Annotated in this window: 19 protein-coding genes and 3 pseudogenes; 15 read left to right on the plus strand and 7 right to left on the minus strand. The window is 66.3% G+C overall.

Annotation, left to right across the window (positions count from 1 at the left end; all coding sequences use genetic code 11):
• Window positions 1-45: 45 nt before the first annotated feature.
• From ACWD3C_RS33945 to ACWD3C_RS34010, 14 genes and pseudogenes are all read left to right on the plus strand, one after another.
• Window positions 46-1,305 (plus strand): activator-dependent family glycosyltransferase, encoded by a 1,260-nt coding sequence (locus ACWD3C_RS33945; RefSeq protein WP_451150012.1) that lies wholly within the window; start codon window positions 46-48, stop codon window positions 1,303-1,305.
• An 81-nt stretch (window positions 1,306-1,386) separates the two neighbouring features.
• Window positions 1,387-2,625 carry an MFS transporter gene (locus tag ACWD3C_RS33950; protein WP_451150013.1) on the plus strand — a complete coding sequence of 413 codons (1,239 nt, stop codon included), beginning with the start codon at window positions 1,387-1,389 and terminating at the stop codon, window positions 2,623-2,625.
• A gap of 76 nt (window positions 2,626-2,701) precedes the next feature.
• The gene (locus ACWD3C_RS33955; protein WP_451150014.1) at window positions 2,702-3,745 is read left to right on the plus strand and encodes an aldo/keto reductase; all 1,044 of its coding nucleotides are present in this window, start codon (window positions 2,702-2,704) and stop codon (window positions 3,743-3,745) included.
• Between the two features lie 87 nt (window positions 3,746-3,832).
• Window positions 3,833-4,993: an acyltransferase family protein gene (locus tag ACWD3C_RS33960; protein WP_451150015.1), complete on the plus strand. Its 1,161-nt coding sequence runs from the start codon at window positions 3,833-3,835 to the stop codon at window positions 4,991-4,993.
• 59 nt (window positions 4,994-5,052) lie between these two features.
• Window positions 5,053-6,174: a DegT/DnrJ/EryC1/StrS family aminotransferase gene (locus ACWD3C_RS33965; RefSeq protein ID WP_451150016.1), complete on the plus strand. Its 1,122-nt coding sequence runs from the start codon at window positions 5,053-5,055 to the stop codon at window positions 6,172-6,174.
• 40 nt (window positions 6,175-6,214) lie between these two features.
• The gene (locus ACWD3C_RS33970) at window positions 6,215-6,952 is read left to right on the plus strand and encodes a class I SAM-dependent methyltransferase (RefSeq protein ID WP_451150017.1); all 738 of its coding nucleotides are present in this window, start codon (window positions 6,215-6,217) and stop codon (window positions 6,950-6,952) included.
• A 9-nt stretch (window positions 6,953-6,961) separates the two neighbouring features.
• Window positions 6,962-7,561 (plus strand): dTDP-4-dehydrorhamnose 3,5-epimerase family protein, encoded by a 600-nt coding sequence (locus ACWD3C_RS33975; RefSeq protein WP_451150018.1) that lies wholly within the window; start codon window positions 6,962-6,964, stop codon window positions 7,559-7,561.
• Window positions 7,552-8,538 carry an NAD-dependent epimerase/dehydratase family protein gene (locus tag ACWD3C_RS33980; protein WP_451150019.1) on the plus strand — a complete coding sequence of 329 codons (987 nt, stop codon included), beginning with the start codon at window positions 7,552-7,554 and terminating at the stop codon, window positions 8,536-8,538. Before ACWD3C_RS33975 ends, ACWD3C_RS33980 begins: the two co-directional genes overlap by 10 nt.
• Window positions 8,539-8,677: 139 nt before the next feature.
• Window positions 8,678-9,745, plus strand: coding sequence for a glucose-1-phosphate thymidylyltransferase (locus tag ACWD3C_RS33985; protein WP_451150020.1), 1,068 nt, complete (start codon window positions 8,678-8,680; stop codon window positions 9,743-9,745).
• Window positions 9,742-10,719 (plus strand): dTDP-glucose 4,6-dehydratase, encoded by a 978-nt coding sequence (gene rfbB, locus ACWD3C_RS33990; protein ID WP_451150021.1) that lies wholly within the window; start codon window positions 9,742-9,744, stop codon window positions 10,717-10,719. The genes ACWD3C_RS33985 and rfbB overlap by 4 nt, the downstream gene beginning before the upstream one ends.
• A 166-nt stretch (window positions 10,720-10,885) precedes the next feature.
• A complete protein-coding gene (locus tag ACWD3C_RS33995; RefSeq protein ID WP_451150022.1) occupies window positions 10,886-11,800 on the plus strand; it encodes a putative sugar O-methyltransferase in 915 nt (304 codons plus the stop codon).
• Between the two features lie 132 nt (window positions 11,801-11,932).
• Window positions 11,933-13,315 (plus strand): NDP-hexose 2,3-dehydratase family protein, encoded by a 1,383-nt coding sequence (locus ACWD3C_RS34000; RefSeq protein WP_451150023.1) that lies wholly within the window; start codon window positions 11,933-11,935, stop codon window positions 13,313-13,315.
• A gap of 618 nt (window positions 13,316-13,933) precedes the next feature.
• Window positions 13,934-15,511 carry an MFS transporter gene (locus ACWD3C_RS34005; RefSeq protein ID WP_451150024.1) on the plus strand — a complete coding sequence of 526 codons (1,578 nt, stop codon included), beginning with the start codon at window positions 13,934-13,936 and terminating at the stop codon, window positions 15,509-15,511.
• 210 nt (window positions 15,512-15,721) lie between these two features.
• Window positions 15,722-16,368: pseudogene (locus tag ACWD3C_RS34010) on the plus strand (S-adenosylmethionine synthetase N-terminal domain-containing protein); the annotation flags it as partial.
• 291 nt (window positions 16,369-16,659) lie between these two features.
• On the opposite strand, the gene soxR reads toward ACWD3C_RS34010, so the two are convergent.
• The gene (gene soxR / locus ACWD3C_RS34015; RefSeq protein WP_451150025.1) at window positions 16,660-17,121 is read right to left on the minus strand and encodes a redox-sensitive transcriptional activator SoxR; all 462 of its coding nucleotides are present in this window, start codon (window positions 17,119-17,121) and stop codon (window positions 16,660-16,662) included.
• 368 nt (window positions 17,122-17,489) lie between these two features.
• Window positions 17,490-17,891: a MerR family transcriptional regulator gene (locus tag ACWD3C_RS34020; RefSeq protein ID WP_451150026.1), complete on the minus strand. Its 402-nt coding sequence runs from the start codon at window positions 17,889-17,891 to the stop codon at window positions 17,490-17,492.
• A gap of 566 nt (window positions 17,892-18,457) precedes the next feature.
• Between ACWD3C_RS34020 and ACWD3C_RS34025 the strand changes: the two genes are divergently transcribed.
• The gene (locus tag ACWD3C_RS34025; RefSeq protein ID WP_451150035.1) at window positions 18,458-19,222 is read left to right on the plus strand and encodes an SDR family oxidoreductase; all 765 of its coding nucleotides are present in this window, start codon (window positions 18,458-18,460) and stop codon (window positions 19,220-19,222) included.
• 429 nt (window positions 19,223-19,651) lie between these two features.
• Here ACWD3C_RS34025 and ACWD3C_RS34030 read toward each other — a convergent pair whose 3' ends face one another.
• The 5 genes and pseudogenes from ACWD3C_RS34030 to ACWD3C_RS34050 form a co-directional block, all read right to left on the minus strand.
• Window positions 19,652-20,176 (minus strand): AAA family ATPase, encoded by a 525-nt coding sequence (locus tag ACWD3C_RS34030; protein WP_451150027.1) that lies wholly within the window; start codon window positions 20,174-20,176, stop codon window positions 19,652-19,654.
• Window positions 20,177-20,205: 29 nt separating this feature from the next.
• A pseudogene (locus tag ACWD3C_RS34035) lies at window positions 20,206-20,395 on the minus strand (IS5/IS1182 family transposase); the annotation flags it as partial.
• Window positions 20,396-20,459: 64 nt separating this feature from the next.
• Entirely contained in the window at window positions 20,460-21,230 is a 771-nt protein-coding gene (gene istB, locus ACWD3C_RS34040; protein WP_451150028.1) for an IS21-like element helper ATPase IstB, read from the minus strand.
• The gene (locus tag ACWD3C_RS34045; protein ID WP_451150029.1) at window positions 21,227-22,246 is read right to left on the minus strand and encodes a Mu transposase domain-containing protein; all 1,020 of its coding nucleotides are present in this window, start codon (window positions 22,244-22,246) and stop codon (window positions 21,227-21,229) included. The genes istB and ACWD3C_RS34045 overlap by 4 nt, the downstream gene beginning before the upstream one ends.
• Window positions 22,247-22,894: 648 nt before the next feature.
• Window positions 22,895-24,095, minus strand: a pseudogene (locus ACWD3C_RS34050) (hypothetical protein); the annotation flags it as partial.

A 24,095-nucleotide genomic window follows, 5' to 3' on the forward strand; every position in this document is an offset into this window, starting at 1 on the left:
CGAGAGCGCAGCCGCTCGAACGGAGAGTCAAGCTCAATGCGAATCATGATCGCTGCATGGCCGTCGACGACACACATCTACCCTCTGGTCCCCATCGCGTGGGCGCTGCAGAGCGCCGGGCACGAGGTACGGGTCGCCACCTATCCCACGATGGCCGAAGCCGTCACAGGAGCGGGCCTTACCGCGGTACAGCTCGGAGAGGCCGAGGAACTTCCGCCCACCCCGCTGCTGGACAAGGCGAAGCTGGCCGAATTGACCAGCGCCCTGAATTTGAGTCCGGACGAAGGTCTCCTGTGGGAATTCTTCGGCAACCGAATCCTCCCCGTGCTGTCGAAGTTCTATCCGGGCGAACCGGCCCACGCGGGGGACCGGCCGATGGTGGATGACCTCGTCGACTTCGCCCGCAGCTGGAAACCGGATCTCGTGCTGTGGGATGCCTCGTTCTACGCCGGAGCAGTCGCCGCGCGCGCCTGCGGGGCCGCTCATGCGCGCCTCATGATCGGCGTGGACTACTGGGCCTGGAGCAGGGAGATCGTGCGCGAACGCATGGGGCCACAGCGCTCGGACCCGATCCTTGAGTTGATTCAGCCGATGGTGGAACGCTTCGGGTTCGCCGCCGACGACGAGATGATGACCGGCCAGTGGACGGTGGACCCCACACCGCCGCGGATGCAGCTGCCCATCGACGTCCGTTTCGTCCCCGTCCGCCCGGTGCCCTACAACGGGGCGGTCACGGTCCCGCAGTGGCTGCATGAAAGCCCCGTGTGCCGCCGGGTGTGCCTGACGGTAGGCCTCAGCGGTCGCGAACGGCTCATCGCCAGCGGAATCCCGCTCTCCGAACTGCTCGAGCAGCTCGCCGAGTTGGACATCGAGGTGGTCGCCACGCTGAACTCCGACCAACTCGACACGAGCCGCAAACTGCCTGACAACGTGCGGCCGGTTGAGTACCTGCCTCTGGACTTGCTGCTGCCGACCTGTTCGGCGGTCATCCACCACGGAGGACCTGGAACCTTCGGGGCAGCCGTGGCCTCAAAGGTGCCGCAGCTGATCACCGGCGCACTCAGTTCGTGGGACAACGGCGCCTCGGGGCCAGCCGCCAAGTACGTGGTAGACCGTGGTGCGGGACTCGCCCTGGAACGCGATCAGTTCTCGGTGGACGCGCTCAAGAGCCAACTGATGCGGATCCTGGACGAACCTACCTTCCAGGACGGCTGCACACAGCTACACGAGGACATGCTGGCGTCCCCGAGCCCGGCCGACATCGTCCCCGTGCTCGAGCGCCTGACCGCACTGCACCGCAGCTGACGCAGAACCCGCTTCCTGGCCGCACAGCGCCTTGACGCGCCCTCGCGCACCGCAGTTCGCCGATCGAGGAGCCGGATTCGCATGCTCGATTCAGCCGCGCCCGACCCGGGTGGTGCAGCCCGGCCCCCCAACACACTGCTGTTCACGCTCCTGTTCGCCTCTACCCTCGGCGTACTGGGAGGCGCGATCGTCGCGCCCGTGCTGGAGGTCATCCGCAGCGATCTCGGCATCAGCGGCACGCAGGCCGGCCTGATCATCACCACGCACGGTCTGGCGATGGCCGTCCTGGGGCCGCTCGTGGGCCGGGCCTTTGACCGGTGGGGAGTTCGCGGGCCTCTGACAGGCGGTCTCCTGCTGTACGCGCTGGGCGGCGGAGCCGGCCTGGTCACCACGTCGTTTCCGGCGCTGATCGCCAGCCGGTTCCTCTTCGGGATCGGCGCCGGGGCGGTGTTCACCGGCACGACCGTGGCGTTGTTGTCCTACTGCCAGGGTCCGCTGCGCGACCAGGTCATGGGGTGGCGCACCACCGCAACCACCGTGGGCGGCTTCATCTGGCCGCTGCTTGCGGGAGCCCTCGGCGGGTTTTCGTGGCACACTCCGTTCGCGATCTACCTGATCGGGATTCCGCTGGGCATCGCAGTCCTGCGGGTGCTGCCCAAGACATCCACGGTCCCACAGGGGCGCAGCAATCGCGGGGCTGTACGCATGCTGCGCACGAATGTGCCCCTCCTGGGGTTTCTCGGGCTCTGCGTTGCAACCGGCCTGATGACGACCGTATTCGCCGTCTTCCTGCCGCAGCGCCTGGCCCAGATCGGCATCGAGGCCCCGCTCCTGGTAGCCGTCTACTCGGTGATCACATCCTCGGTGACAGCCACCCTGGTCGGAATGTCCTACGCGAGGGCACGCAAGTCCCTGAGCTACGGGGCCCTGATCCGAATTGCCGTGTCCATGTGGGCAACTGGTCTGGTCCTGTTCGGGACGGTGAACCACCCCGCGCTCCTCCTGCTGGTCCCGGCCCTGACCGGCATCGGGTCGGGCATCGCGCTGCCCACCCTCACTGTCTTGATCGACAGCACCGTCCCTGTCGGACACAGAGGTCTGGCCTCCTCGCTGATGGCCACCGCCATGTTCGGTGGGCAGTTCGTCTCGCCCTTCCTCTTCGGGCCGTTGATGAGCGCCACCTCGATCACCGCCGGATCCCTGGTCGCCAGCGGCCTGGCGGTCGTCACGCTGGCGGCACTGTTCGCCGCGAAGATGCCCGATCCGGAGCCCGATCGGGACGAGCGCCTGCAGCCCAGCGAGACCACGGACAGCAGGTAGGCGCCACCCCGCGACAGGGACACAACCTTGCGGCGGAACCGGAATCCCCTTGAACTCGCGGAAAGGGTTGAATCGTATGAAATACCACCTGCTCGGAAACACCGGACTGCGGGTCTCCGAACTGTGCTTCGGGGCCGGGACGTTCGGCGCGGGGGACTGGGGAGCCACCAAGGACGCCGCCTTCAACATGATCGACCTCTACGCCGCGGCCGGCGGGAACTTCCTCGACACCGCCAACGTCTACGGCGGCGGAGCAGCCGAAGAGTACCTGGGCGAGAAACTGGCCGGCAGGCGAGAAGAGTTCGTCATCGCCACCAAATACAACGGCATGACGCGCCCTGGCGACGCCAACTCGGCCGGCAACCACCGAAAGAACCTCGTCAACTCTCTGGAGACGAGCCTGCGAAGGCTTCGCACCGACCACATCGACCTGCTCTGGCTGCACGCCCGAGACACCTTCACCCCTGTCGAAGAGGTGATGCGCGCTCTCGACGACCAGATACGTGCCGGCAAAGTGCTCTATGTGGGAGCTTCGAACTGGCCCGCATGGGAGGTATCCAGAGCCAACATGCTCGCCGAGCTCCGCGGCTGGTCCGCCTTCGCCGGCATGCAGTTCCGCTACAACCTGCTGGAGCGCACAGCAGAGCGCGACCTGATCCCGATGGCGCGAACCTGCGACGTCAGTGCCTTCTCCTGGGGCCCGCTGGCCGAGGGGCGCCTGAGCGGCAAGTACCTGCAAGGCGAACAAGGCCGCCTGACCGTCGACAACTGGGCCGGCGAGGACAGCCACCACGACGAGATCGTCCGCGAGGTGGTGAAGATCGCCGACGAAGGGGGATGGACCCCTGCACAGGTGGCCCTGGCCTGGCTGCGCCAGCGCCCCACCGAGGTCATCCCCATCCTCGGCGCCACCAAGGAGCACCAACTGCAGGACAACCTCGGCTGCCTCGACGTGCATCTCGACGACGCCCAGATCGGCCGCCTCAATGAGATCAGCCGGATCTCCCTGGGCTTCCCCCATGACCTGATGCAACACCCCGACGCCACCGCCGGCGCCTACGGAGACCGGTGGAGGGACCTCAGGGACCGCCACGGCCGCACTGTCGACGACCTCCGCTGACCTCCGCTCCCGGGAAGGCTCCCTCAGATGCCGTATGCGCAGACACCGCCCGATTCCCATCCAGCGGAGCGCGGATACGTCCCGGCGATGGATGGCCTACGCGCTGTCGGAGCCCTCCTGGTGCTCCTGGTGCACCTGGCTGGCGTCACGGGGATGGCCGTTCCGTTCATCGACCGCTTCTCCGTCGGTGTGCCCATCTTCTTCGCCATCTCGGGCTACTTGCTCTACCGGCCCTGGGTGTCCGCGGCACTCGACCGGCGCCCGCCCCCCAACGTAAAGGCCTACTACTGGCACCGGTTCCTGCGCATCGTGCCGGGTTACTGGGTACTGGTTGCGGCCTCGGTCGCCGTCTTCTACCAGGACCTGCTCCACGAAGGCGGCCGACTGCTGCGCATCGTGCTGCTGCAGCACATCATCGTGGTCGGCGACATGCCCTATGAGGACGTCGAGCTCATGGGCACCCTGACCCAGACGTGGAGCCTGGCCACCGAGGTCCACTTCTATCTACTGCTTCCCTTGCTGGGCTTCGGGCTGCACCGCCTGCTGACCGTGCGCCACGGGCTGGCGGTGGCATGCGGGCTCATCGCCGCCCTGGAGATCGGCACGCTTGTGTGGTGGGACCACGTGCTGAGCACCCCACTGCTCGAGCAGACGCAGTGGTGGTGGCTTTTCGGCTACCTCCGGTACTTCGCGGTGGGCATGGTCCTCGCGGTCGTCTCCGTCCGCACGGCCCGGTACGGCGCTCACCCGGTGACGCGGGCTCTCCTGCGCTGGCCGTGGCTCTGGTGGGCAGCAGCACTCGCCGCCCACTGGCTCGGCTCCTACCTGGAACCCGGCACGCTGTCCTGGTCGAGCCAGTACTACGACCTGGCCGTCGTGGTCGGCCTGATCACGCCTCTGGTCCTGGCACCGGGCAGCGGACCCGAACGAGTCATGAGACTGCCCGTCATGGCCTGGCTCGGCCGCATCTCCTACGGCGTCTTCCTGTGGCACCTGTTCGTACTGCTGGCAGCGCTGAAGATCACCGGAAGCGACATCGGGACCCTGGGCGCCAGCGGCTTCTGGGCCCTGCTCCCCGCAGCGCTCCTCGCCTCCGTCGCGCTCGCCTGGCTGTCGTTCGTCCTGGTCGAAGACCCACTGCGGCGGCGCCTGCGCGTCCGGGCGGCAGCACGGCCCCCCACGACCGGGGCACAGACAGGCCGGCCCGAGAGCGAACCGGCCGCTCCTGCAGAACCGACAAAGAGCTGAGCGGCAGGCCCCGCCCTGCACGCGAAGACGATGCCGACCTCAAGACCAGGAGGAAGCCAGTGACGACCCGTGTGTGGGACTACCTGCCGGAGTACGAGAAGGAACGTGAGGACATACTCGACGCCGTCACCTCGGTCTTCTCCTCAGGGCAATTGGTACTCGGCAACAGTGTCACCGGATTCGAGGACGAGTTCGCCGCGTACCACGGCGTCTCCCACTGCACCGGCGTCGACAACGGGACCAACGCGCTCAAGCTCGGTCTCGAGGCCCTGGGGATCGGAGCCGGGGACGAGGTCATCACCGTCTCCAACACCGCCGCACCGACCGTGGTGGCCATCGACGGGACCGGAGCCACACCGGTCTTCGTCGACGTGCGGGAAGACGACTTCCTCATGGACACCAGCCAGGTCGCCGCCGCCATCACCCCCAGGACCAAGGCACTGCTGCCCGTGCATCTCTACGGACAGTGTGTGGAGATGGCCCCGCTCAAGACCCTCGCCGCACAGCACGGACTCAAGATCCTCGAGGACTGTGCCCAGGCACACGGGGCCCGCCACCACGGCAGCCTCGCCGGGACGATGGGAGACGCAGCGGCGTTCTCCTTCTACCCGACCAAGGTCCTTGGCGCCTACGGCGACGGGGGAGCCGTCATCACCTCGGACAGCCAAGTCGACCAGAGCATGCGGCAGCTGCGCTACTACGGCATGGACAAGGTCTACTACGTCGTGCGCACACCAGGGCACAACGCCCGCCTGGACGAAGTCCAGGCCGAGATCCTGCGGCGCAAACTGCGCCGCCTTGACCGCTACATCGCCGCACGGCGTGCCGTGGCCGACCGCTACGCGGACGGCCTCGGGGATCTCACCGGGCCCGAACGCCTCGTCCTGCCTTCCCTGGCGGCAGGAAACGACCACGTCCACTACGTCTACGTCGTACGCCACCCACAACGTGACGCGATCATCGAGGCGCTCAAGAACCACGACATCTGGCTGAACATCAGCTATCCGTGGCCGGTCCACACCATGAGCGGCTTCGAGCACCTCGGCTACCCCAAGGGCTCTCTCCCGGTGACCGAGAAGCTGGCCGGCGAGATCTTCTCACTGCCGATGTACCCCTCGCTCCCCGAGGACATCCAGGACAAGGTCATCGGCGCCCTGCGCGACGTACTGGCCACGCTCTGAACGAACGCCCGCTGCGGTGCAACGCTGCGAGAGGAACCGCATGAACACGCGAGAACTCGTCAACATCTATGACCTGGGCGACGTCTATCAGGCCATCTACCACGGGCGGGGGAAGGACTACCGCGCCGAATCCGCCGTCGTCACCAAGCATGTCAGGAAGCACAACGCGACAGCGCGCACCCTCCTGGACGTCGGCTGCGGCACCGGCTCACATCTGCAGCACTTCGCCGAGGAGTTCCCTCATGTGGAGGGGATAGACCTCACCGACGGCATGCTGACCCTGGCCCGCCAGAACCTCCCGCATGTCCCCCTGCACCAGGGAGACATGCGCAGCTTCCGGCTGGACCGCACCTTCGACGTCATCACCTCCATGTTCAGCGCTGTGGGAAACCTGGGCAGCGCCGATGAACTGGACACGGCACTGCGCTGCTTCGCCCGGCACCTCACACCAGGCGGCGTCATCGTGATCGAGCCGTGGTGGTTCCCGGAGAATTTCATCGACGACTACGTCGGCGGTGACGTCGTCACGGTGGACGGCCGGACGATCTCACGTGTCTCCCATTCCGTACGCCTGGGCGCAGCCAGCCGAATGGAGGTGCACTACGTCGTCGCTGAACCAGGCACAGGAATACGACACTTCGCCGACACACACGTGATGTCCCTCATCAGCCGTAGTCGGTATGAAGCGGCCTTCGAACAGGCCGGATGCACAGTGGAGTATATCTCAGGTGAATATGACGGAAACGGCCTGTTCGTCGGTGTGAAGACAACGGATTAGCGAGGTGCGATGAAGGCACACAGTTTGGACATCGAGGGCTCGTTCGAATTCACTCCGCCGGTATTCCGGGATGACCGCGGGCTCTTTGCCTCTACCTATCAAGAAGCGGCGTTCCAAGAGGCGCTGGGAAAACCTCTCTTCCCAGTCCGGCAAGTCAGCCAGAACAAGTCCCGCCGCGGAGTCATCAGAGGCATCCACTACACGGCCACCCCGCCCGGCATGGCGAAGTACGTCTACTGCCCCCAAGGACGCGTGCAGGACTACCTCGTCGACCTCCGGATCGGCTCGCCGACCTTCGGCCGCTGGGCCACGACAGAACTCGACGAGGACAACTGCCGTGCGGTGTACATCCCCGTGGGGGTCGGCCACGCTTTCGCCGCACTGGAAGACGACACGATAGTGACCTATGTGCTGTCCCAGGAATACGTGGCGGCCAATGAGCGCGCAGTATCCGTCCTGGATCCGGAGCTGGGCCTCCCTCTGCCCGACGGCGGACCGATACAGTCCGACCGCGATCTGGCCGCCCCCACGCTCGCCCAGGCCCAAGCCCAGGGCCTGCTCCCGCAGTACACCGCCTGCCAGGCAGTGGAGGCGCAGCTGTGGCCGTAACGCCCCCGCTCGTCACCGTCCTTGGAGCAACGGGCTTCGTCGGATCAGCAGTCCTGCGAGAGCTGGCCCGCCACCCGCTGCGCATCAGGGCCGTCGCCCGCGGGCCGGCCACCGTCCCCGCCGACGCGCGCGCCGACACAGACGTGCACACCGCCGACCTCACCGAACCGGGAGAGATGGCCGCGGCGGTGGCCGGCGCCGACATCATCATTCACACGATCGCCTACATCGCCGGGGCATCGACATGGCGCGTTGCAGACGGTGACTCGGCCGCCGAACGGGTCAACGTAGGCCTGGTCAGCGACCTGATAGAAGCCCTGCAAACCCGCAGCGAGTCCGGGCCACCGGCAACGGTGCTCTTCGCGGGGGCCGCCTCGCAGGTCGGGCCCGTGGACAAGACCACGCTGGACGGCACCGAACCTGACCGGCCCAAGGGAGAGTACGACCGCCAGAAGCTGGCCGCAGAGAAACTACTGCTGGCCGCCAACGGGCAGGGCATTCTGCGCGCCGCCTCGCTGCGGCTGCCGACGGTGTTCGGACACGGACCGCAGTCCACCGCCGCGGACAAGGGAGTGGTGTCGCTGATGGCCCGCAAAGCCCTCTCCGGCGACGCCCTCACCATGTGGCACGACGGAACAGTCCAGCGGGACCTGCTCTATGTCGACGATGCGGCACGCGCGTTCGCGGCCGCCATCGACCACGCGGAATCCCTGGCCGGCCGGGCCTGGCTCCTGGGAACCGGACGCGGCGAGCCGCTCGGTGAGGTGTTCAACAAGATTGCCGGGCTGGCATCCATGAGCTCAGGCAAGCCGCCAGTCCCCGTAGTGAGCGTCCAGCCGCCCGAGCATGCTGAGGTCAGCGACTTCCGCAGCGTCGTGATCGACTCCTCCGGCTTCAGGAACATCACCGGCTGGCGCCCCCAGGTCCCGCTGGACGAAGCCCTGCGCCGAACCGTGACCGCTCTTGCGGGTTCGTAAACCGGCTCGAGCCTCCCCACGTGTGGTCGTGCGCCACAGCCCCGCACACCTCGAACAGAAGCGGCAGGCCCTGTGGCGCCCGGGCGGACATTCCATCGGCTGAAGAACTTCTGCACCACCATTGTGAGAGGACTCTGCCGTGAAGGCCCTTGTGCTGTCGGGGGGATCAGGCACTCGCCTGCGCCCCTTCACCTACTCCATGCCCAAACAGCTCATCCCCATCGCCAACAAACCGGTGCTGGAACACGTACTGGGAAACATTCGGGACCTGGGCGTGACCGACGTAGGCGTCGTCGTGGGCGACTTGGCTCCTCAGATCATCGAGGCGATCGGTGACGGCACACGCCTGGGACTGCGCATCGTCTACATCCGGCAGGACGCGCCCAGAGGGCTGGCGCATTGCGTCCAGATAGCACAGCCCTTCCTGCAAGAGGACGACTTCGTGATGTACCTCGGGGACAACGTGCTCGCGGAGGGTATCGCTGGCATCGGCAAGGACTTCTCCGCCCGGCGCCCCGCAGCCCAGGTCGTCGTCCACAAAGTGGCCGATCCCCGTGCCTTTGGAGTGGCCGAACTGGATGCGAACGGCCGGGTGGAGCGGGTAGTGGAGAAGCCGCAGCAGCCGCGCAGCGACCTCGCGCTGATCGGCGTGTACTTCTTCACTGCAGCCATCCATCAGGCCGTGAACGCGATCACTCCCAGCGCCCGGGGCGAACTGGAAATCACCGACGCCATCCAGTGGCTGGTCACCCATGGAGCCAACGTCACCGCCAGCTCCTACAGCGGCTATTGGAAGGACGCAGGCCAGAGCGAGGACGTCCTGGAGTGCAACCGCCAGCTCCTGAGCTGGCTGGAACCCAGCACAGACGGAGAGGTCGACACCGCCAGCAGACTGGCAGGCCAGATCGTCGTTGAAGCCGGCGCCCGGATCGTGCGCTCCCATATCGAAGGGCCTGCCATCATCGGTGCCGGCACCGTGATCGAGGACAGCCGCATCGGGCCGGGCACCTCCATCGGCAGCAACTGCCGGATACGCGACACGAGCCTGTCCGACTCGATCGTGCTCGACGGCGCATCGATCTGCGGGGGCCCGGGCCTGCGGGCCTCCCTCATCGGCCGCAACGCCGTGGTCGGCGTCGCGAACCGCGGATCAGACCGCCACCGGCTGGTGGTAGGCGACCACACCCGAATAGAGGTGGCCGCATGAGGTTCCTGGTCACCGGCGGGGCAGGATTCATCGGTTCGACCTACGTCCGCACCCTGCTGGCGGGAGGCTACCCGGGCTACGAGAAGACCCGGGTGACCGTGCTGGACAAACTCAGCTATGCCGGCAACAGGAGCAACCTCCCCGCAGAACACCCGCAGCTGGAGTTCGTGCAAGGCGACATCTGCGACCTGCCGTTCCTGCTCGAGGTCTTCCCCGGCCACGACGCCGTCCTGCACTTCGCTGCCGAATCCCACGTCGACCGGTCCCTGGAGTCCGCCGCCGAATTCGTACGGACGAACGTGGGCGGCACCCAGACCGTACTGGACGCCTGCCTGGAGACCGGGATCGAGCGGGTCGTCCACGTCTCCACGGACGAGGTGTACGGCTCGATCGACGAGGGGTCCTGGACGGAGACCTGGCCACTTCAGCCCAACTCCCCATACGCCGCCACCAAAGCCGGGTCCGATCTGGTCGCCTGCTCGTACTGGCGCTCCCACGGACTCGACCTCTCGATCACGCGATGTTCCAACAACTACGGGCCCAACCAGCACCCCGAAAAGCTGATCCCGCTGTTCGTCACCAACCTCTTGGAAGGTGAACAAGTCCCGTTGTACGGCGATGGCAGCAACATCCGGGAATGGATCCACGTCGACGACCACTGCAGAGCCGTGCAAATGGTTCTCACCGACGGCCGGGCCGGTGAGGTTTACAACATCGGCGGCGGGCACGAACAGGACAATCTGACGCTCACCGAAAAGCTGCTCGAACTGCTCGATGCGGACCGGTCCGCTATCCGTCGCGTCCAAGACCGCAAGGGACACGATTACCGGTACTCGCTCGACGGCTCAAAAATCCGTCATGAGCTGGGATATGCCCCCGAGGTTCCCTTTGATGAAGGGATCTCCGAGACCATCGACTGGTACCGGAACAATCCGGCCTGGTGGAAGCCTCTCAAGTACGGCCGGAAGAACTGATCGACGGTTTCTGCGGAGGGCTTAACAGTTCCTTTGCAGAGAGTTTTAACGCTCCTTCTCGGGCGGTCTTGACCGCGATGGAACCGGCGAAGAGAGTGATCTATGAAGTTTCCGGGACTCGCTCCTGAAGTCAGTAATGCCCGCACTCGTGAATGAGGTAAAGAAGATGAGCAAGACGCACGGAGCAAATGCCCTGTGGACGCACATCGGTGAGTCTCAGATCAATGAGGAGACGGTCGCAGATCTCACCAACTTCAAGACCAGCGAGGTCAATTACCGGATTGCTCTCTTCGATGTGGAAACAAACGGGGGGCGGTACCTCAAGACGCTGATCTACAACCTGGCATCCCAGGTCACGCCGGACAACTGGGCGAGGCTCCGCAAGATCCGAAACCGGGACGTGGGAAACCCGGTCTCCGTTCGGTACAACGGGGAGTCCGTGGACCTGGACTACCTGCGAGCCGTGGCAGAACTGGAGTTCATCTCGGACAGCCTCCGCCTGGACGGCGTCAGCATCCTGGAGATCGGAGCCGGTTACGGGCGTACCTGCCACGCCGTGGTGTCGAACCACGATGTCGCCGAGTACTGGATCCTCGACCTGGCCAAGACACTGGAACTGTCCAGGAGCTACCTACGCACGGTGCTGGACGAGGACCAGTTCGAGAAAGTCCGGTTCGTAGCGGTGGACGACATCGACCAAGTGGCCGGGACCAAGAGCTTCGACCTGTGCATCAACATCGACTCGCTCGCCGAGATGGACGTGGAGACGGTGAAGGCCTATCTCGCGCTCATCGACGGGCAGTGCCAGTACTTCTACGTCAACAACCCGGTCGGCAAGTACATGGACAAGAGCCTGGACGGTCATGCACGGGGTGATGACGCCGTGGCTCTCGCGCTGAGCCCCGGGCTCCTCACCGACGTCGTCGACATTCACGACAACTACGCCGTCGAAGCCCAGACGCGCAAGTTCACCGCCGCCTACCGGCCCGGCGACCGGTGGCAGTGCATTGCCGACACGTGGTCGAAGCCCTGGAGCCACTACTGGCAGGCCCTCTACCAGAACGAGGACCCGGCCAACTGAGCCCACCCGCGAAGAGCACGTTGCCTCTTGCCTGCACCGGCAAGGGGCGACGCCATGTCACGGGCTTCTCCCCGGCGCGCGCCCACGAAGGGGCCCGACACCACGGCGAAGGAACTGCAAAGGGAGCGGAAGATGACAACGGTCGAACTGTCACCGCGCGCCGACCCGGCGCTGGCCGGCCGGCTTGCCACCTCGGCCGCGCAGAGCACACCGCACTCCGGCACAACCACGGCTGACCTGCGCGCCTGGTTGGACGCCCGAAGGCAAGCACACCGGTTCCGGGTGAACCGCATCCCCTTCACCGAACTGGACGTGGACGGCTGGTCGTTCGACCGGCAGACAGGAAACCTCCGCCACCGCAGTCGCCGCTTCTTCACGGTCGAAGGTCTGCACGTCCTGACCAGCGGCGGCCCCATACGCCAATGGCAACAACCCATCATCAATCAGCCCGAAGTCGGCATCCTCGGAATCTTGGCCAAGGAGTTCAACGGAGTCCTGCACCTGCTGATGCAGGCCAAGATGGAACCGGGCAACCCCAACCTGCTCCAGCTCTCTCCCACCGTGCAGGCAACCCGCAGCAACTACACCAAGGTGCACCGAGGCGCGGATGTGAAGTACCTCGAATACTTCACCCAGCCGCGGCGGGGCCGGGTCCTGGCCGACGTGCTGCAGTCCGAACACGGATCCTGGTTCTATCGCAAAACCAACCGCAACATGCTCGTGGAGACAACCGGCGACGTCCCCGAGGACGAAGACTTCCGCTGGCTGACCCTGGGCCAGATCGGCGCCCTGCTGCGCCAGGACAACGTGATCAACATGGACGCCCGCACCGTCCTGGCATGCTTCCCTGTCGACTACACCGAGCCCGGGGCCCTGCACTCCGACGCCGAAGTCCACTCATGGTTCACCACCGAGCGCTCACGTCACGACGTGGACGTGAGGCGCATACCGCTGAACGAACTCGGCGACTGGAAGCACGGCGAGTTCTCGATCAGCCGCACGGACCAGCGCTACTTCCAGGTGGTGGCCGTCTCGGTCGAGGCCAGCAACCGTGAGGTCACGGGCTGGTCCCAGCCACTGTTCGAGCCGACGGGCACCGGAATTATCGCCTTCGTGACCCGCACGATCGCCGGAACGCCGCACCTGCTGGCACACGCCCGGGTCGAAGCAGGCTTCCTGGACTCCGTGGAGATCGGCCCCACGGTCCAGTGCATCCCCGGCAGCTGGTCATCCCTGCCTGTCGCAGACCGGCCACCGTTCCTCGACGCGGTGCTGAACGCCCCGCCTGAGCGCATCCGATACGCGGCAGTGCACTCCGAGGAGGGGGGACGCTTCCTCAACGCAGAAAGCCAGTACCTGTTCGTCGAGGCGACGCAGGCACCGCTGGACCCGCCCCCCGGGTACTGCTGGGTCACCGTGGGCCAGCTCAACTCCCTGGCCCGACACAGCCATTACCTCAACGTACAGGCGCGCTCCCTGCTGGCCTGCCTCAACTCCGGTGCGGCCAGGCTCTAGCAACGCTTCAGCCGGTTGGTGCCTGTCTTCTGCGGCCTCGTGGGCAGGGACAGGCCGGGCGCGCCGAGCCCCTCGGTCGCGCAGCCGCGGGCGGTGCAGGCCCGGTCCGGCACCGCAGCAGGGGCAGCGGCGGGGGCAGCTGCTGGATCGCCTTCCGCCGCCCGTTCATTCACCGGACTCCAGGGACAGCGGCCACCTCACCGACGCCGATCCCGGCGCGTCAGTGCGGCGAACACGTCCGCCACGAACACCGACAACGCAACCCGGAGCGGTTGGGCCTACTCACGCCTCGTCCCTCCAACGTGCCCCGACCAGCCAAGACCGGCAGAGCCGACAAGCACTACTCACGGCCGTCGGGCTGGGCGCCGACGGCGCCCAGCCAGAGGGCGGAACAGATGCGGAATCCCTCATTCCTTAACGGAATCTTGTAGGACTTGACAGAGCCCTTGAAGAACGGGCCTTGAGGCGGTTCCTGTTCGGCCAGGACAATGGCCCGGGTTGCATGCTGCGGCCGTCACTGGTGAACGCTTCCTCCCCTTCTCTCACCCTCGTGGAGCTTCGCAGCCGTCGGCCGGAGCACAGTTGTGACCACTCCGGCTCGAGGAAGAGATTCAGTACATGACTGCGGAAGTCACAGCGAAGGCAGGACGCAGGGAGTGGGCCGGACTGGGGGTGTTATCCCTGTCGTGTCTGCTCCTCGCACTCGACCTGAACGTGCTCCACCTCGCGCTCCCGTCCATGAGCGCGGACTTGCGACCCAACAGTTCCCAGCTGCTCTGGATCGTGGATGTCTACGGGTTTCTGATCGCGGGCTTCCTGCTCATTATGGGAGGACTCGGCGACCGTATCGGCCGACGTCGACTGCTGCTCTTCGGAGCAGCTGCCTTCGGAGCGGCTTCAGTGCTTGCCGCATACTCCAAGAGCGCTGAGATGCTGATCGTGGCCCGTGCCGTCCTGGGTATTGCCGGGGCGACGTTGATGCCTTCCACCCTGTCGCTGATCCGCAACATGTTCCTCGACAAGGGACAGCGCACCATTGCCATTACCGTCTGGATGAACAGCTTTCTGGTCGGAAGCCTGGTCGGCCCGATCATGGGCGGCGCCCTGGTGGAGAACTTCTGGTGGGGGTCCGTTTTCCTGATCGGCGTACCAGTGATGGCGCTGCTGCTTGTTCTGGGACCGCTGGTTCTTCCCGAGTTCCGTGACAAGGACGCGGGCCAACTGGACCTGATCAGCGTGCTGCTGTCCTTGCTCGCTGTTCTGCCCGTCGTCTACGGCTTGAAAGAAATTGCCAAGGACGGCTTCTCCTCAGTTCCTGTGATCGTGCTCCTGGCGGGTATCGCCGTCGGGTTTGCCTTCGTACGGCGACAGCGGCAGCTGGCCTCCCCACTCCTGGATCTCAGTCTCTTCTCCAACCGTGGCTTCACCGCGTCGCTCACCATGCTGACGCTCGTCACCGGAGCCACCTCCGGCACGCTCTTGTTCTGCTTCCAGTTCCTGCAGAGCGTCAAGGGACTGTCCCCCTTTGAAGCGGGCCTGCTGATGTTGCCCGCGACCGCTGCTTCGATCCTCTCGTCCCTGCTGGTACCTGCGATCCTGCGCAAGTACCAGCCGACGTGGGTCGCAGGTGTGGGCATGGGCTGCGCCATCGCCGGCTTCCTGGCGATGACCCTGGTCAACACATCCGCCGGGCTCGCGATCCTCGTCGTCGGCTCCGTGATCCTCTACGTAGGCCTCCACCCGGTACAGGTTCTGGGCACTGACCTCATCGTCGGCAATGCGCCCCCCGAGCGAGCCGGCGCGGCCTCGGCCATGCAGGAGACCAGCGCCGAGTTCGGCATGTCCCTCGGCGTTGCCGTGCTGGGCAGCATCGGCACGGCCGTGTACCGCACCTCGCTCGACGATAACGCGCAGGACAGCATCCCCGCCCACTCCGTCGACGCGGCCAGCGAGAGCATCGGTGCGGCGGTGAGCGGAAGCCGTGACGTAACCGGTGCCGCCGGGGACCAGCTCGCCGACGCTGCACGCGATGCGTTCACCACCGCCCTCCAGACCACCGCCGTGATCAGCGCAGGCATCGTCATGGTCGCGGCGGCCGTTGTGATCACGCTGCTGCACCGCCAACCCGCCCACTCCGAGGACAGCCCCGTAGCAGTAGCGCCGCAGCAGGATCCCGCGCAGACCAGCACGCCATGAGTGTTCTCTTCTCGTCATGAACGGTGACACGGCGGAGCTCGCAGGCTTGTAGGAGGCGGCGGCATCGCCTGCCGGCAACGGCAGATGCGGCCGCCTCCCCCGGCCGGGCGTTGCGTCAGAGGGGCGACGGACAGCGGGACGAACACGGCCCCCTTGCCCAACCGCGAGCCTGCGCAAGGCCATTCACCGCTATGACGATCAGGAGTCACCATGTCACGCTGCCTGTTCACCTCCAGTCCGTGACCGAGGGCCATCCCGACAAGACCGCCGACCAGATCAGCGACACCGTGCTTGACGCACTGTTGGCGCAGGACCCGGCTTCACGGGTCGCCGTGGAAACGCTGATCACCACCGGGCAAGTCCATGTGGCGGGCGAGGTGACAACGCGTGCATACATCGATGTTCCCGGGCTGGTCCGCGCGAAGATTCTGGAGATCGGTTACGACTCCTCCTCCAAGGGCTACGACGGGGCATCGTGCGGCGTCTCGGTCTCCATCGGCGCGCAATTGCCGAACATCGCCCAGGGCGTGGACACGGGCGGCGCGGGAGATCAGGGACTCATGTTCGGGCTATGCCTGTGAGGAACGCCCGAGCTGATGCCATTGCCGATCCATCTGGTGCACCGCCCACAGGTACGCAAGGACGGGGTTGTGCCCTACCTGCGCCCAGACGGAAAGACCCAGGTCACCATCGAGTACGTGGGCAGTCGCCCAGTCCGTCTCGACACCGTGGTCGTTTCCTCACAGCCCGCCAGTGACGTTGATCTGGACTCGCTGCTCGTGCCCGGCCTACGTCGCTGGGTCGTTGAGCCAGTCCTTGGCGACCTTGCAGAGGAAGGAACCAAGCTGGAGACCGAGGTCCGGCTCGTCCAGACCAGCGTGAAGAAACTCGTCAATAACAACTCGAAGTAACGCAATCAGGATCACGAGACGCTAGGGAAGTCCCATCATCGCAGGTCAAAGGGCTTCTCCCGTTTCATATCCGGACGTGCGCTCGATCGCAAACCCGTGGATCCAGGCTCAACCGTGATCCGCAGCCCCGAATGACTCAGGATCCAGTCCCTGGAACTTGATGCATTCGGGGGCGACAGTTGATGCTATTCCTCGTTACCGGTCATCGCCTCAGGACGTGCGTCCCTCGAGTGTCGTTCATTCCTCCTCCTTGCCCAGCAGGATGGCGCCCTGTCCCTGTTGGCCGTGCACATCCTTAGGGTTGGACGAGGCGCAGCGGTCAAGGGAGAGACATCCGCAACCGATACAGTTACTGAGTTCATCGCGTAACTGTTGCAGGTGATTTATCCGGGCATCAAGGTCCTTCTTCCAGTGCGCCGAAACCCGGGCCCAGTCCTCACTGTTGGGCTTGCGGTCGTTAGGGAGGATCGAGAGAGCACTGTGGATGGCTTCCAGAGGTATTCCCAAACTCTGCGTTGCGCGAATGAAAGCGACGCGTCGCAGCATGTCGCGCGGGTAGCGTCTCTGGTTTCCCGATGTGCGGCGACTGTAAATGAGGCCATTCCGCTCATAGAATCGCAGTGCTGAGGTGGAAACCCCGCTACGCTCTGCTAGTTCACCGATGGTGAGCACTTCTGCCGTCCAGTGGGGGGTGCGCATATCGCCAAGGTAGCTCGCTGTGAACGTTCAATTAAGTCTTGCTCGGCGAGTTCGCAGAGATTTGACACTCTGCATCGAAGCTGCGCTGGAAGCGGTGAGCCGCTGCGGTTGTGCTGTGTGGCGACGGCGGACTCGTGGGCGTGCGTGAGAGGCGAGTTGCGGAGACTCTTTGCTGTAACCGGCGATCCGCCCGGCCGGTGCGGGCCGGGGCGGATCGCGGCGCCCGAGGAAAAGGCCGGCTGACGGAGGTTCAGCTTCCAGGTGGGTGAGCCGGTTGGCTCGGTTCGCGGAAGCGGATGCCTCACGCCACCAGTGGTTGGTGGAGGGGGCGTGCCCGTCTCGTTCGGGCCGGTCCTTGTCCTGGGAGGTCAGGCTTCGGCGCGCAGCTTGCTGCGCAGAGTGGCAGCGAAATCCTGAGCCATCGCCAAACGGGCACGCAGCGTCTCGCAGCGCGCGTCAGCCACTTTCTGATAGGCGATCAGCCGCTGGCGGAGCCGTTCCTTCTCGGCCCCGCCGGGCGGGTCTTCCGTAGAGGAGAGCCGGTCGGTGATCTCCAGGAGGTCCCGCATCTCTTCCAGCGAAAAATCCAGAGGCTTCATACGACGGATGACCATGAGGCGTGCCACATCGGCCTCTGTGTACAGGCGAAAGCCGCCCTTGCTGCGAGCGGAGGGGGTGACGAGGCCGACTTCCTCGTAGTGTCGCATCGTGCGCAGTGACAAGCCCGTCCGCTCGGCCACTTCGCCGATCTGCATCTGCCGCTCAGTCATCGCCGAGTGCTCTCCCTCTGGGTCTGCTGCTTATGCGTAAAGTCGAACCTTAGTGCGCAGGCGGGCAGGCCAGAGGCCACGTGGCCTGCCGGGCGGGTGAGCGGGCGGACTCTTCCGTCACGTCAGGGTAGGGATTCGGCTGCCGCAAGCTGTTCATGGTGACAGCCGCAGCAGCGCTGCCGTACTGCGGATTCCAACGAAACCGGCAAACTTCCGGGAAAGGAGTCCGGGGGTACCGGGGCAGGGCGCCAGTTGTTTGAGGCCGCCTCTGTCTGCAGGGGCTCCGGTGGCTGGTGGTGCAGTCTGCCCGGCGGAAGGCCGAGCCCTCTTGGGATCCTTTGATGGGCCCGGGCACCGGGTGCGACTGCGTGGGCGACTGGGGCAAGGGCGTCAGTGAGCTGCCTTCGCGTCGTCTGGACGTGTCCGCTGCCGCACTGGGGCGATCACTGTCCAGTAGCTGGGCTGCGGCCCTGCCGGAGAGCGATAATTCAGACCGCCACGCTGCTGGTGGACTGGGTGCCGGAGTCCGGTACTGCTTCGATGACATCGATCAGGAAGGCTCAGGGGTGGGCGCGCTTAAGGGAAAGACCGCGTTGGTGACCGGTGCGAGCCGCGGTATCGGTAGGGGGATCGCGCGGCGTCTGGCCCAGGATGGTGCGCTCGTCGCGGTCCACTACGGCAGAAACCAGGATGCTGCCATGGAGACCGTCGAGTTGGTCAGGAAAGAGGGAGGACGCGCCTTTCCTCTGGAGGCGGAGCTGGGGGTCCCCGGTGACGCGGAGCGCCTGTATGCCCGATTTGATGCTGAAATGGGGCGGCTCGGTGAGGGGACGCAACTCGACATTCTGGTGAACAATGCAGGTGCCAGCGGGTCCGCGCGTATCAGCGAGGTGACCCCGGAGCTGTTCGACCGGCTCTTTGCTGTCAATACCAAGGCACTTCTGTTTCTTGTGCAGCTGGGGCTGGAGAGGATGGGCGGTGGCGGGCGCATCATCAACATCTCCTCGGCGGTGACCAGGATCGCCTACCCCCGGTCTGTCATCTATTCGATGACCAAGGGGGCGGTGGACACCCTTACCCTGGCGCTGGCAAAGGAGTTGGGACCCAGGGGAATCACCGTGAACGCGGTGGCGCCGGGTTTTGTGGCGACGGACATGAACGCCGCACTGCGGGACACGCCTCAGGGGTATGCCCAGTTGGCAGCCCTGTCCGTGTTCGACCGGATCGGGCGACCTGGTGACGTCGGGGACATTGTGGCGTTCCTCGCATCCGATGCCTCTCGCTGGATCACTGGGCAGCGAATCGACGCCACTGGCGGATCGATGCTGTGAACCGGGCGGCTCGCCCCAGACGGCGCCAACGGCTGGCCGCCTGCGACGCCCAGAGTGCGTAGAGCCCGGTGACGCTGCTGTGCGCCCACATCTGAACCCAGCGCCCAATCCCGCCCCCGCTGAGTGACTGCCCCGCCCTGCAGCAGGACGCCTTGGTGCTGCACTGCCTGCCCGACTACAGCAGCACCGCTGCCGCCGAGGTCATGGGACAAGACCCGAGCAAAATCCGCTACTTGGTGTGCTCGGCACCCGAGCAGTCCCGGACCGCTGCCCGCCGCCTGGCCCTTTCATGCTGACGCTCCGGCCCGGCGCCCCCCACACCCGACGGCTGTCAGCGCCGCGCCCTGGTGTGCTGTCCGGCGGATCTTTCCGGGCTCGGCGTTCCTGGCACGGCTGCGTCACTGGGCGGCACCAAGGTTGGCCGGACAGTCACGCGAGCGATGGCCACCGATCGGCGGCCCACTCCAGCCATCCTGGCCACCCAGGAGGCGGACCTCCAACCTCATGTCCATCGAGTTCCGTGGCGTCGGGCTCCTCGAACAGCGTCCTCCAGTGCACGAGGTCCGTCTCGCTCATCGCGAAGGTCTGATCAGGGGTGGTCGACTGGCGATGGGTGATCTGAGCACGTTGGGTCTCATGGTCCACCGGCACGTACACAAGGTGACAGGACGCGCCCACAGACATCACCAACCAGCGGATCGCGGACCTCTCGTCACGAGACCAGCATCCGAAATCCAGGACCACGTTCGTTCCCAGCTTCAGCGTCTCCAGACCAAGCCAGAGCAGCCGTCCTTCCAGCACATCGCGCTTCCCTTCCGGCTGCGGATCGCCGAACAGCGGAATCATCCACTCATCCGGCGTCAGCCGCAGCGCGCTGTGTTCCTTGGCCAGCTGCCGCGCTCTCGTGGTCTTTCCGGCCCCTGGCAGGCCGACCGTCAGGAACAACGTCGTCACGGCCAGATCTTGTCACGAAGGCCAAGTGATCACGGCTTGAGCCAAAGGCGGATCGAAGCCACGGTGACGGTGCCGTGGAAGACGTAGGCGCGCTTGTCGAATCTCGTGGCCACGGCCCGGGAGCTCTTCAGCGCGTTGATCGTTCGCTCGACTTCGTTCCTGCGCTTGTAGATCGTCTTGTCGAAGCCAGCCGCCCTTGCTGCCGCGGCGTTGGCGGTTGGTGTCGAGGTTCAGGGTCATGTGGCCAGGTAGGTACAGACTCATGTGTCCACCTGGCTGACCGTCAGGCGACGCTGGAGGCTTCTTCGAGTGCGGCGAGACGGTTCTTCAGTCGGTAGCTGGGGCCGTTGATGGAGATGGCGTCGCAGTGATGGAGGAGGCGGTCGAGGATGGCGGTGGCCAGCACCTCGTCACCGAACACCTGTCCCCATTCTCCGAAGCTCTTGTTGGAGGTGAGGATGATGGATCCCTTCTCGTAGCGCTTGGAGACGACCTGGAAGACCAGGTTCGCCTCGGCGCGTTCGAGGGGCTGGTAGCCGACCTCATCGACGACGAGGACGTTCGGCCGGAGGTAGGTGCGAAGGGTCCCGGTGAGCCGGCCGATGGCGTCTGCGCTCTTCAGCTTGCGGACCATGTCGTCGAGGGTGGTGAAGTAGACGGAGAACCCGGCCCGGCAGGCGGCGACCGCGAGGGCGACGGCGATGTGCGTCTTGCCTACTCCGGGCGGTCCCAGCAGGGCGGCGTTGCCTTTGGCCTCGATGAAGGAGAGCGTGGCCAGGTCCTTGATCTTGCGCGGGTCGAGTTCGGGCTGGAACGAGAAGTCGTACTCATCCAGCGTCTTGTGGTGCGGGAGCTTGGACAGGCGAAGTGAACTGCGGAAACGTCGCTCGTCGCGCATGGCGGCCTCTTCTTCCAGGACGAGGTCGAGGAAGTCGAGGTAGCCCAGTTTCCCCTCCTCGGCCCGGCGGGCGAAGACATCGAGCTGGCTGGGCAGGTGGGTGAGGCCGAGCCGGGTGGCGGTGGTGCGGATGCGTGTGGTGACCAGCTCGTTCAACGGTGATCCTTGATCGTGGGGGTGATGGGGCGGGTGCCGGCGAGTTGGTCGTAGACGGACAGGGGCCGGCGTTCGACCTCGACCTGTGCGGCGGCGGAGCGGGTGAGCAGGGCCTGCAGCGGACCGGAGGCGGCGGGGGCCGGGCGGCGGAGCGGGATGACGTTGCTGCCGTCCGCCTCGGTCTCCAGGCTGGTGGTCACCGCGCGGGTGTGGCCGTCGGGCAGGCCCTCCCAGTGAGCCTCGTCGACGATGCGCTGTCCTCGGCCGAGGGCACGGGGGTGGGCGGCCAGCAGGCTCTGGCCGGCCGTTTCGGGGGCGGTGGAGTGCAGGAAGACCATGTCGGATCCGGCGCGGATCTCGACCAGTTGCCGGTGGCGGACCTGGCGGGCGGGCACGGAGTACAGGTTTCCTTCGAAGGCGACCAGGCAGTCCTTTCCGACGTGCCGCAGATGGCGTCGGGTGACCAGGTAGTCAGTGGGAGGCACGGGCCGCAGAGCGGCGTGGTCGCGGGCGGCCCGCACCCCGATGACCTCGCCGTGGGTGGCGTGGGTGCGTGCTCTGCGCAGGGGCACCCAGGCGGTGAACGCGGCGTCCATCTCCTGAAGCGATGAGAAGGCCCGACCGGCCAGGACATGATCACGCACGATCGCCACCTGCCGTTCGACCCGGCCCTTCCCGGTGGGCCGGTAGGCGGCCAGCACGTCGATGTCGAAGTCGTAGTGCCCGGCGAAGGCGACCGCCTCCGGGTGCAGCGGCACGGCCTTGCCCGGTGCGACATGACGGCGGACCACGGTCTTGGTCCGGTCGTAGACGATCGCCGCCGGGACACCGCCGAAATGCTCGAACGCCCGGCGGTGGCAGGCGAAGAACGACCCGAGGCCCTGGCTGGTGGTGAAGCAGCAGAACGGATCACGGGAGTACGACAGTGTCATATGGAAGGAGTAGACCTTCTCGATGCCGACGTGCGCGAGGACCTTCCCCTCGTGTCGGGTAGGAGTGCCGCATTGCTGCGGCACTCCCCCCTCAGAACCGGGCGAGCAGGTTTCCCCGCACCACGGCTCAAGCAAGCCCCGAGGGCGTCACGAGAGTGCAACTACTGCTGGTCTCCTGCGGTTTCGGGCCCGGAGGCCGCGATGGCAGGAGGCGTGCACGAGGCGTGTTCGGCTCCCGCCCGGCGTGTCAGGCCGTCCGTGATGGGTGAGATAGTCGGCGGCTATCGCCCTCTTGACGACGTTCAACCACCATCGCTCCCATTCCTGGGGTGACTGCGGCGGCTGATCGGCGGTGAGGAGGTGTTCCCCGCAGAGCGGACAGCGGCCGTCCTGCTTGGCGAGCAGGCGCAAGTTGTAGCTGTCCAGCGGGGGTTTGACCCTCCTTCGCCGCTTGACCCAGTAGTGGGGTGCCGATGTAATCGGGGTGGCCGTGCCGACGTATTAGGGGTGGGCGTGCCGGTCGGGGCCTCGCTGAGGGCGGGCCGGTATCGGTTCTGGCGGAAAGTTGCCGTGTGTGTGGGAATTTGCCTGGTCAGCGGGGGCCCGCCCGGTGGTGTGGCGGTCTTGCGCGTGCGGGAGGGGCTCGTGCGGGCATGCCGGAGGGCGCCGCGGCGGGTCGGCGGTGCCCGTGGGATCGTGCTGTGAAGGTCTGCGCCGGGTGGTGATGGTGTGTCAGGGTGGTTGCGGCCTCACGTCGGGTTCAGGGTCGGGCCGCAGGTAGCCGCGCGGGGTCCAGTGGCCGAGCGGGCGGGTCTTTCTGCGGGGTGGGCGGCGGGTCGGTGCGCGGCCGGGCCGGGGTAGCGCCGCCAGCCAGTTGTCGATCTTCCGGGTGTTGGCGTGGGCGAGTTGGAAGGCCAGCAGCAGCGTTTGGGCGGCGTGGCCGCGGATGCGGCGGCCGCGGGCGTCCTGGATGTTTTCGAACGCTCCGTCCTTGGCATGCCCGTTGCCGCCCTCCACGCTGGAACGTCCCAGGTGGTAGGCGTCCTGCCAGGTGGGGGTGCCGAACGGGACCGGCTGCCAGTGCTTCGCTCCGGCCTCGGGGCCGATGGTGATCGAGCCCTGCGCGCACAGGGTGAGCACGCCGCCGGGGGTGGGTTCGGGGTCCAGTAGTGGTGCTCCGGCCCGATGGTGCACCAGGCTCTTGGGCTTGATCGGGCAGCGCAGGGTGCCGGCCTCGGCGGGGCAGCACCAGCGGCGGTGGCCGTCGGCATCGGCGGCGCCCTTGGGAGCGAGCAGGAACATCTGGCGCTGCTCGATCCGCTCCACCCACTGCTCGCGGGCGGCCTGGCGGGTCGTCTGGGCGGTGCCGGCGTCGCGTTGGCCGGCGGCGTCGATGTCCTGGTGGAGGGTGGGAGTGGCGTTCTTCAGCTCGGCGGGGGTGTGCGGGCAGGCCCAGGAGCCCTCGAGCAGGGTGGCGCCGCCGGGGCCGGGTTCCTGGACGCCCAGTGCGTGGCGCGGGTAGTCGTAGAAGGGGGTGAAGCCCAGGGCGCGGACGGGGAGTTGGAAGGTGTCGGCCACGCTGTTGTTGAACGCCCGGTCCACCGCCAGCGGGCCGGGCGGGTAGCCGCGGCGCAGGACCGCGTCGGTCAGGGCCCGCACCGCGCCGCCGCCCGGGTCGGCGCCGGGGAGGTCGGTGGACATGCCCAGGAAAACGGCCGGCGGGCGGGTGCCCCGGGGCAGGCCGGGGCCGTGCAGCACGGTGGGCGCGAGGATGGCGAGGGTGGCCTCGTAGCCGAACAGCATCTTGACCGGGCCGGATCGCCGTGATCGCTTCTCGCCGGAGCCGGAGCCGGAGCCGGAGCCGGAGCCGGAGCCGGAGCCGGAGCCGGAGCCGGAGCCGGAGCCGGAGCCGGAGCCGGAGCCGGAGCCGGAG

This window comes from Streptomyces sp. NPDC002845 (assembly GCF_053591955.1).

Excerpts from the sequence above, each read along its gene's own strand:
- ACWD3C_RS34005 (WP_451150024.1), top strand. The coding sequence starts at position 13,934 with ATGACTGCGGAAGTCACAGCGAAGGCAGGACGCAGGGAGTGGGCCGGA.
- ACWD3C_RS33950 (WP_451150013.1), top strand. The coding sequence starts at position 1,387 with ATGCTCGATTCAGCCGCGCCCGACCCGGGTGGTGCAGCCCGGCCCCCC.
- ACWD3C_RS33955 (WP_451150014.1), top strand. The coding sequence starts at position 2,702 with ATGAAATACCACCTGCTCGGAAACACCGGACTGCGGGTCTCCGAACTG.
- rfbB (WP_451150021.1), top strand. The coding sequence starts at position 9,742 with ATGAGGTTCCTGGTCACCGGCGGGGCAGGATTCATCGGTTCGACCTAC.
- soxR (WP_451150025.1), bottom strand. The coding sequence starts at position 17,121 with ATGCGCACCCCCCACTGGACGGCAGAAGTGCTCACCATCGGTGAACTA.
- ACWD3C_RS33975 (WP_451150018.1), top strand. The coding sequence starts at position 6,962 with ATGAAGGCACACAGTTTGGACATCGAGGGCTCGTTCGAATTCACTCCG.
- ACWD3C_RS33945 (WP_451150012.1), top strand. The coding sequence starts at position 46 with ATGATCGCTGCATGGCCGTCGACGACACACATCTACCCTCTGGTCCCC.
- ACWD3C_RS34000 (WP_451150023.1), top strand. The coding sequence starts at position 11,933 with ATGACAACGGTCGAACTGTCACCGCGCGCCGACCCGGCGCTGGCCGGC.
- ACWD3C_RS33970 (WP_451150017.1), top strand. The coding sequence starts at position 6,215 with ATGAACACGCGAGAACTCGTCAACATCTATGACCTGGGCGACGTCTAT.
- ACWD3C_RS33995 (WP_451150022.1), top strand. The coding sequence starts at position 10,886 with ATGAGCAAGACGCACGGAGCAAATGCCCTGTGGACGCACATCGGTGAG.
- ACWD3C_RS34020 (WP_451150026.1), bottom strand. The coding sequence starts at position 17,891 with ATGACTGAGCGGCAGATGCAGATCGGCGAAGTGGCCGAGCGGACGGGC.
- ACWD3C_RS33960 (WP_451150015.1), top strand. The coding sequence starts at position 3,833 with ATGGATGGCCTACGCGCTGTCGGAGCCCTCCTGGTGCTCCTGGTGCAC.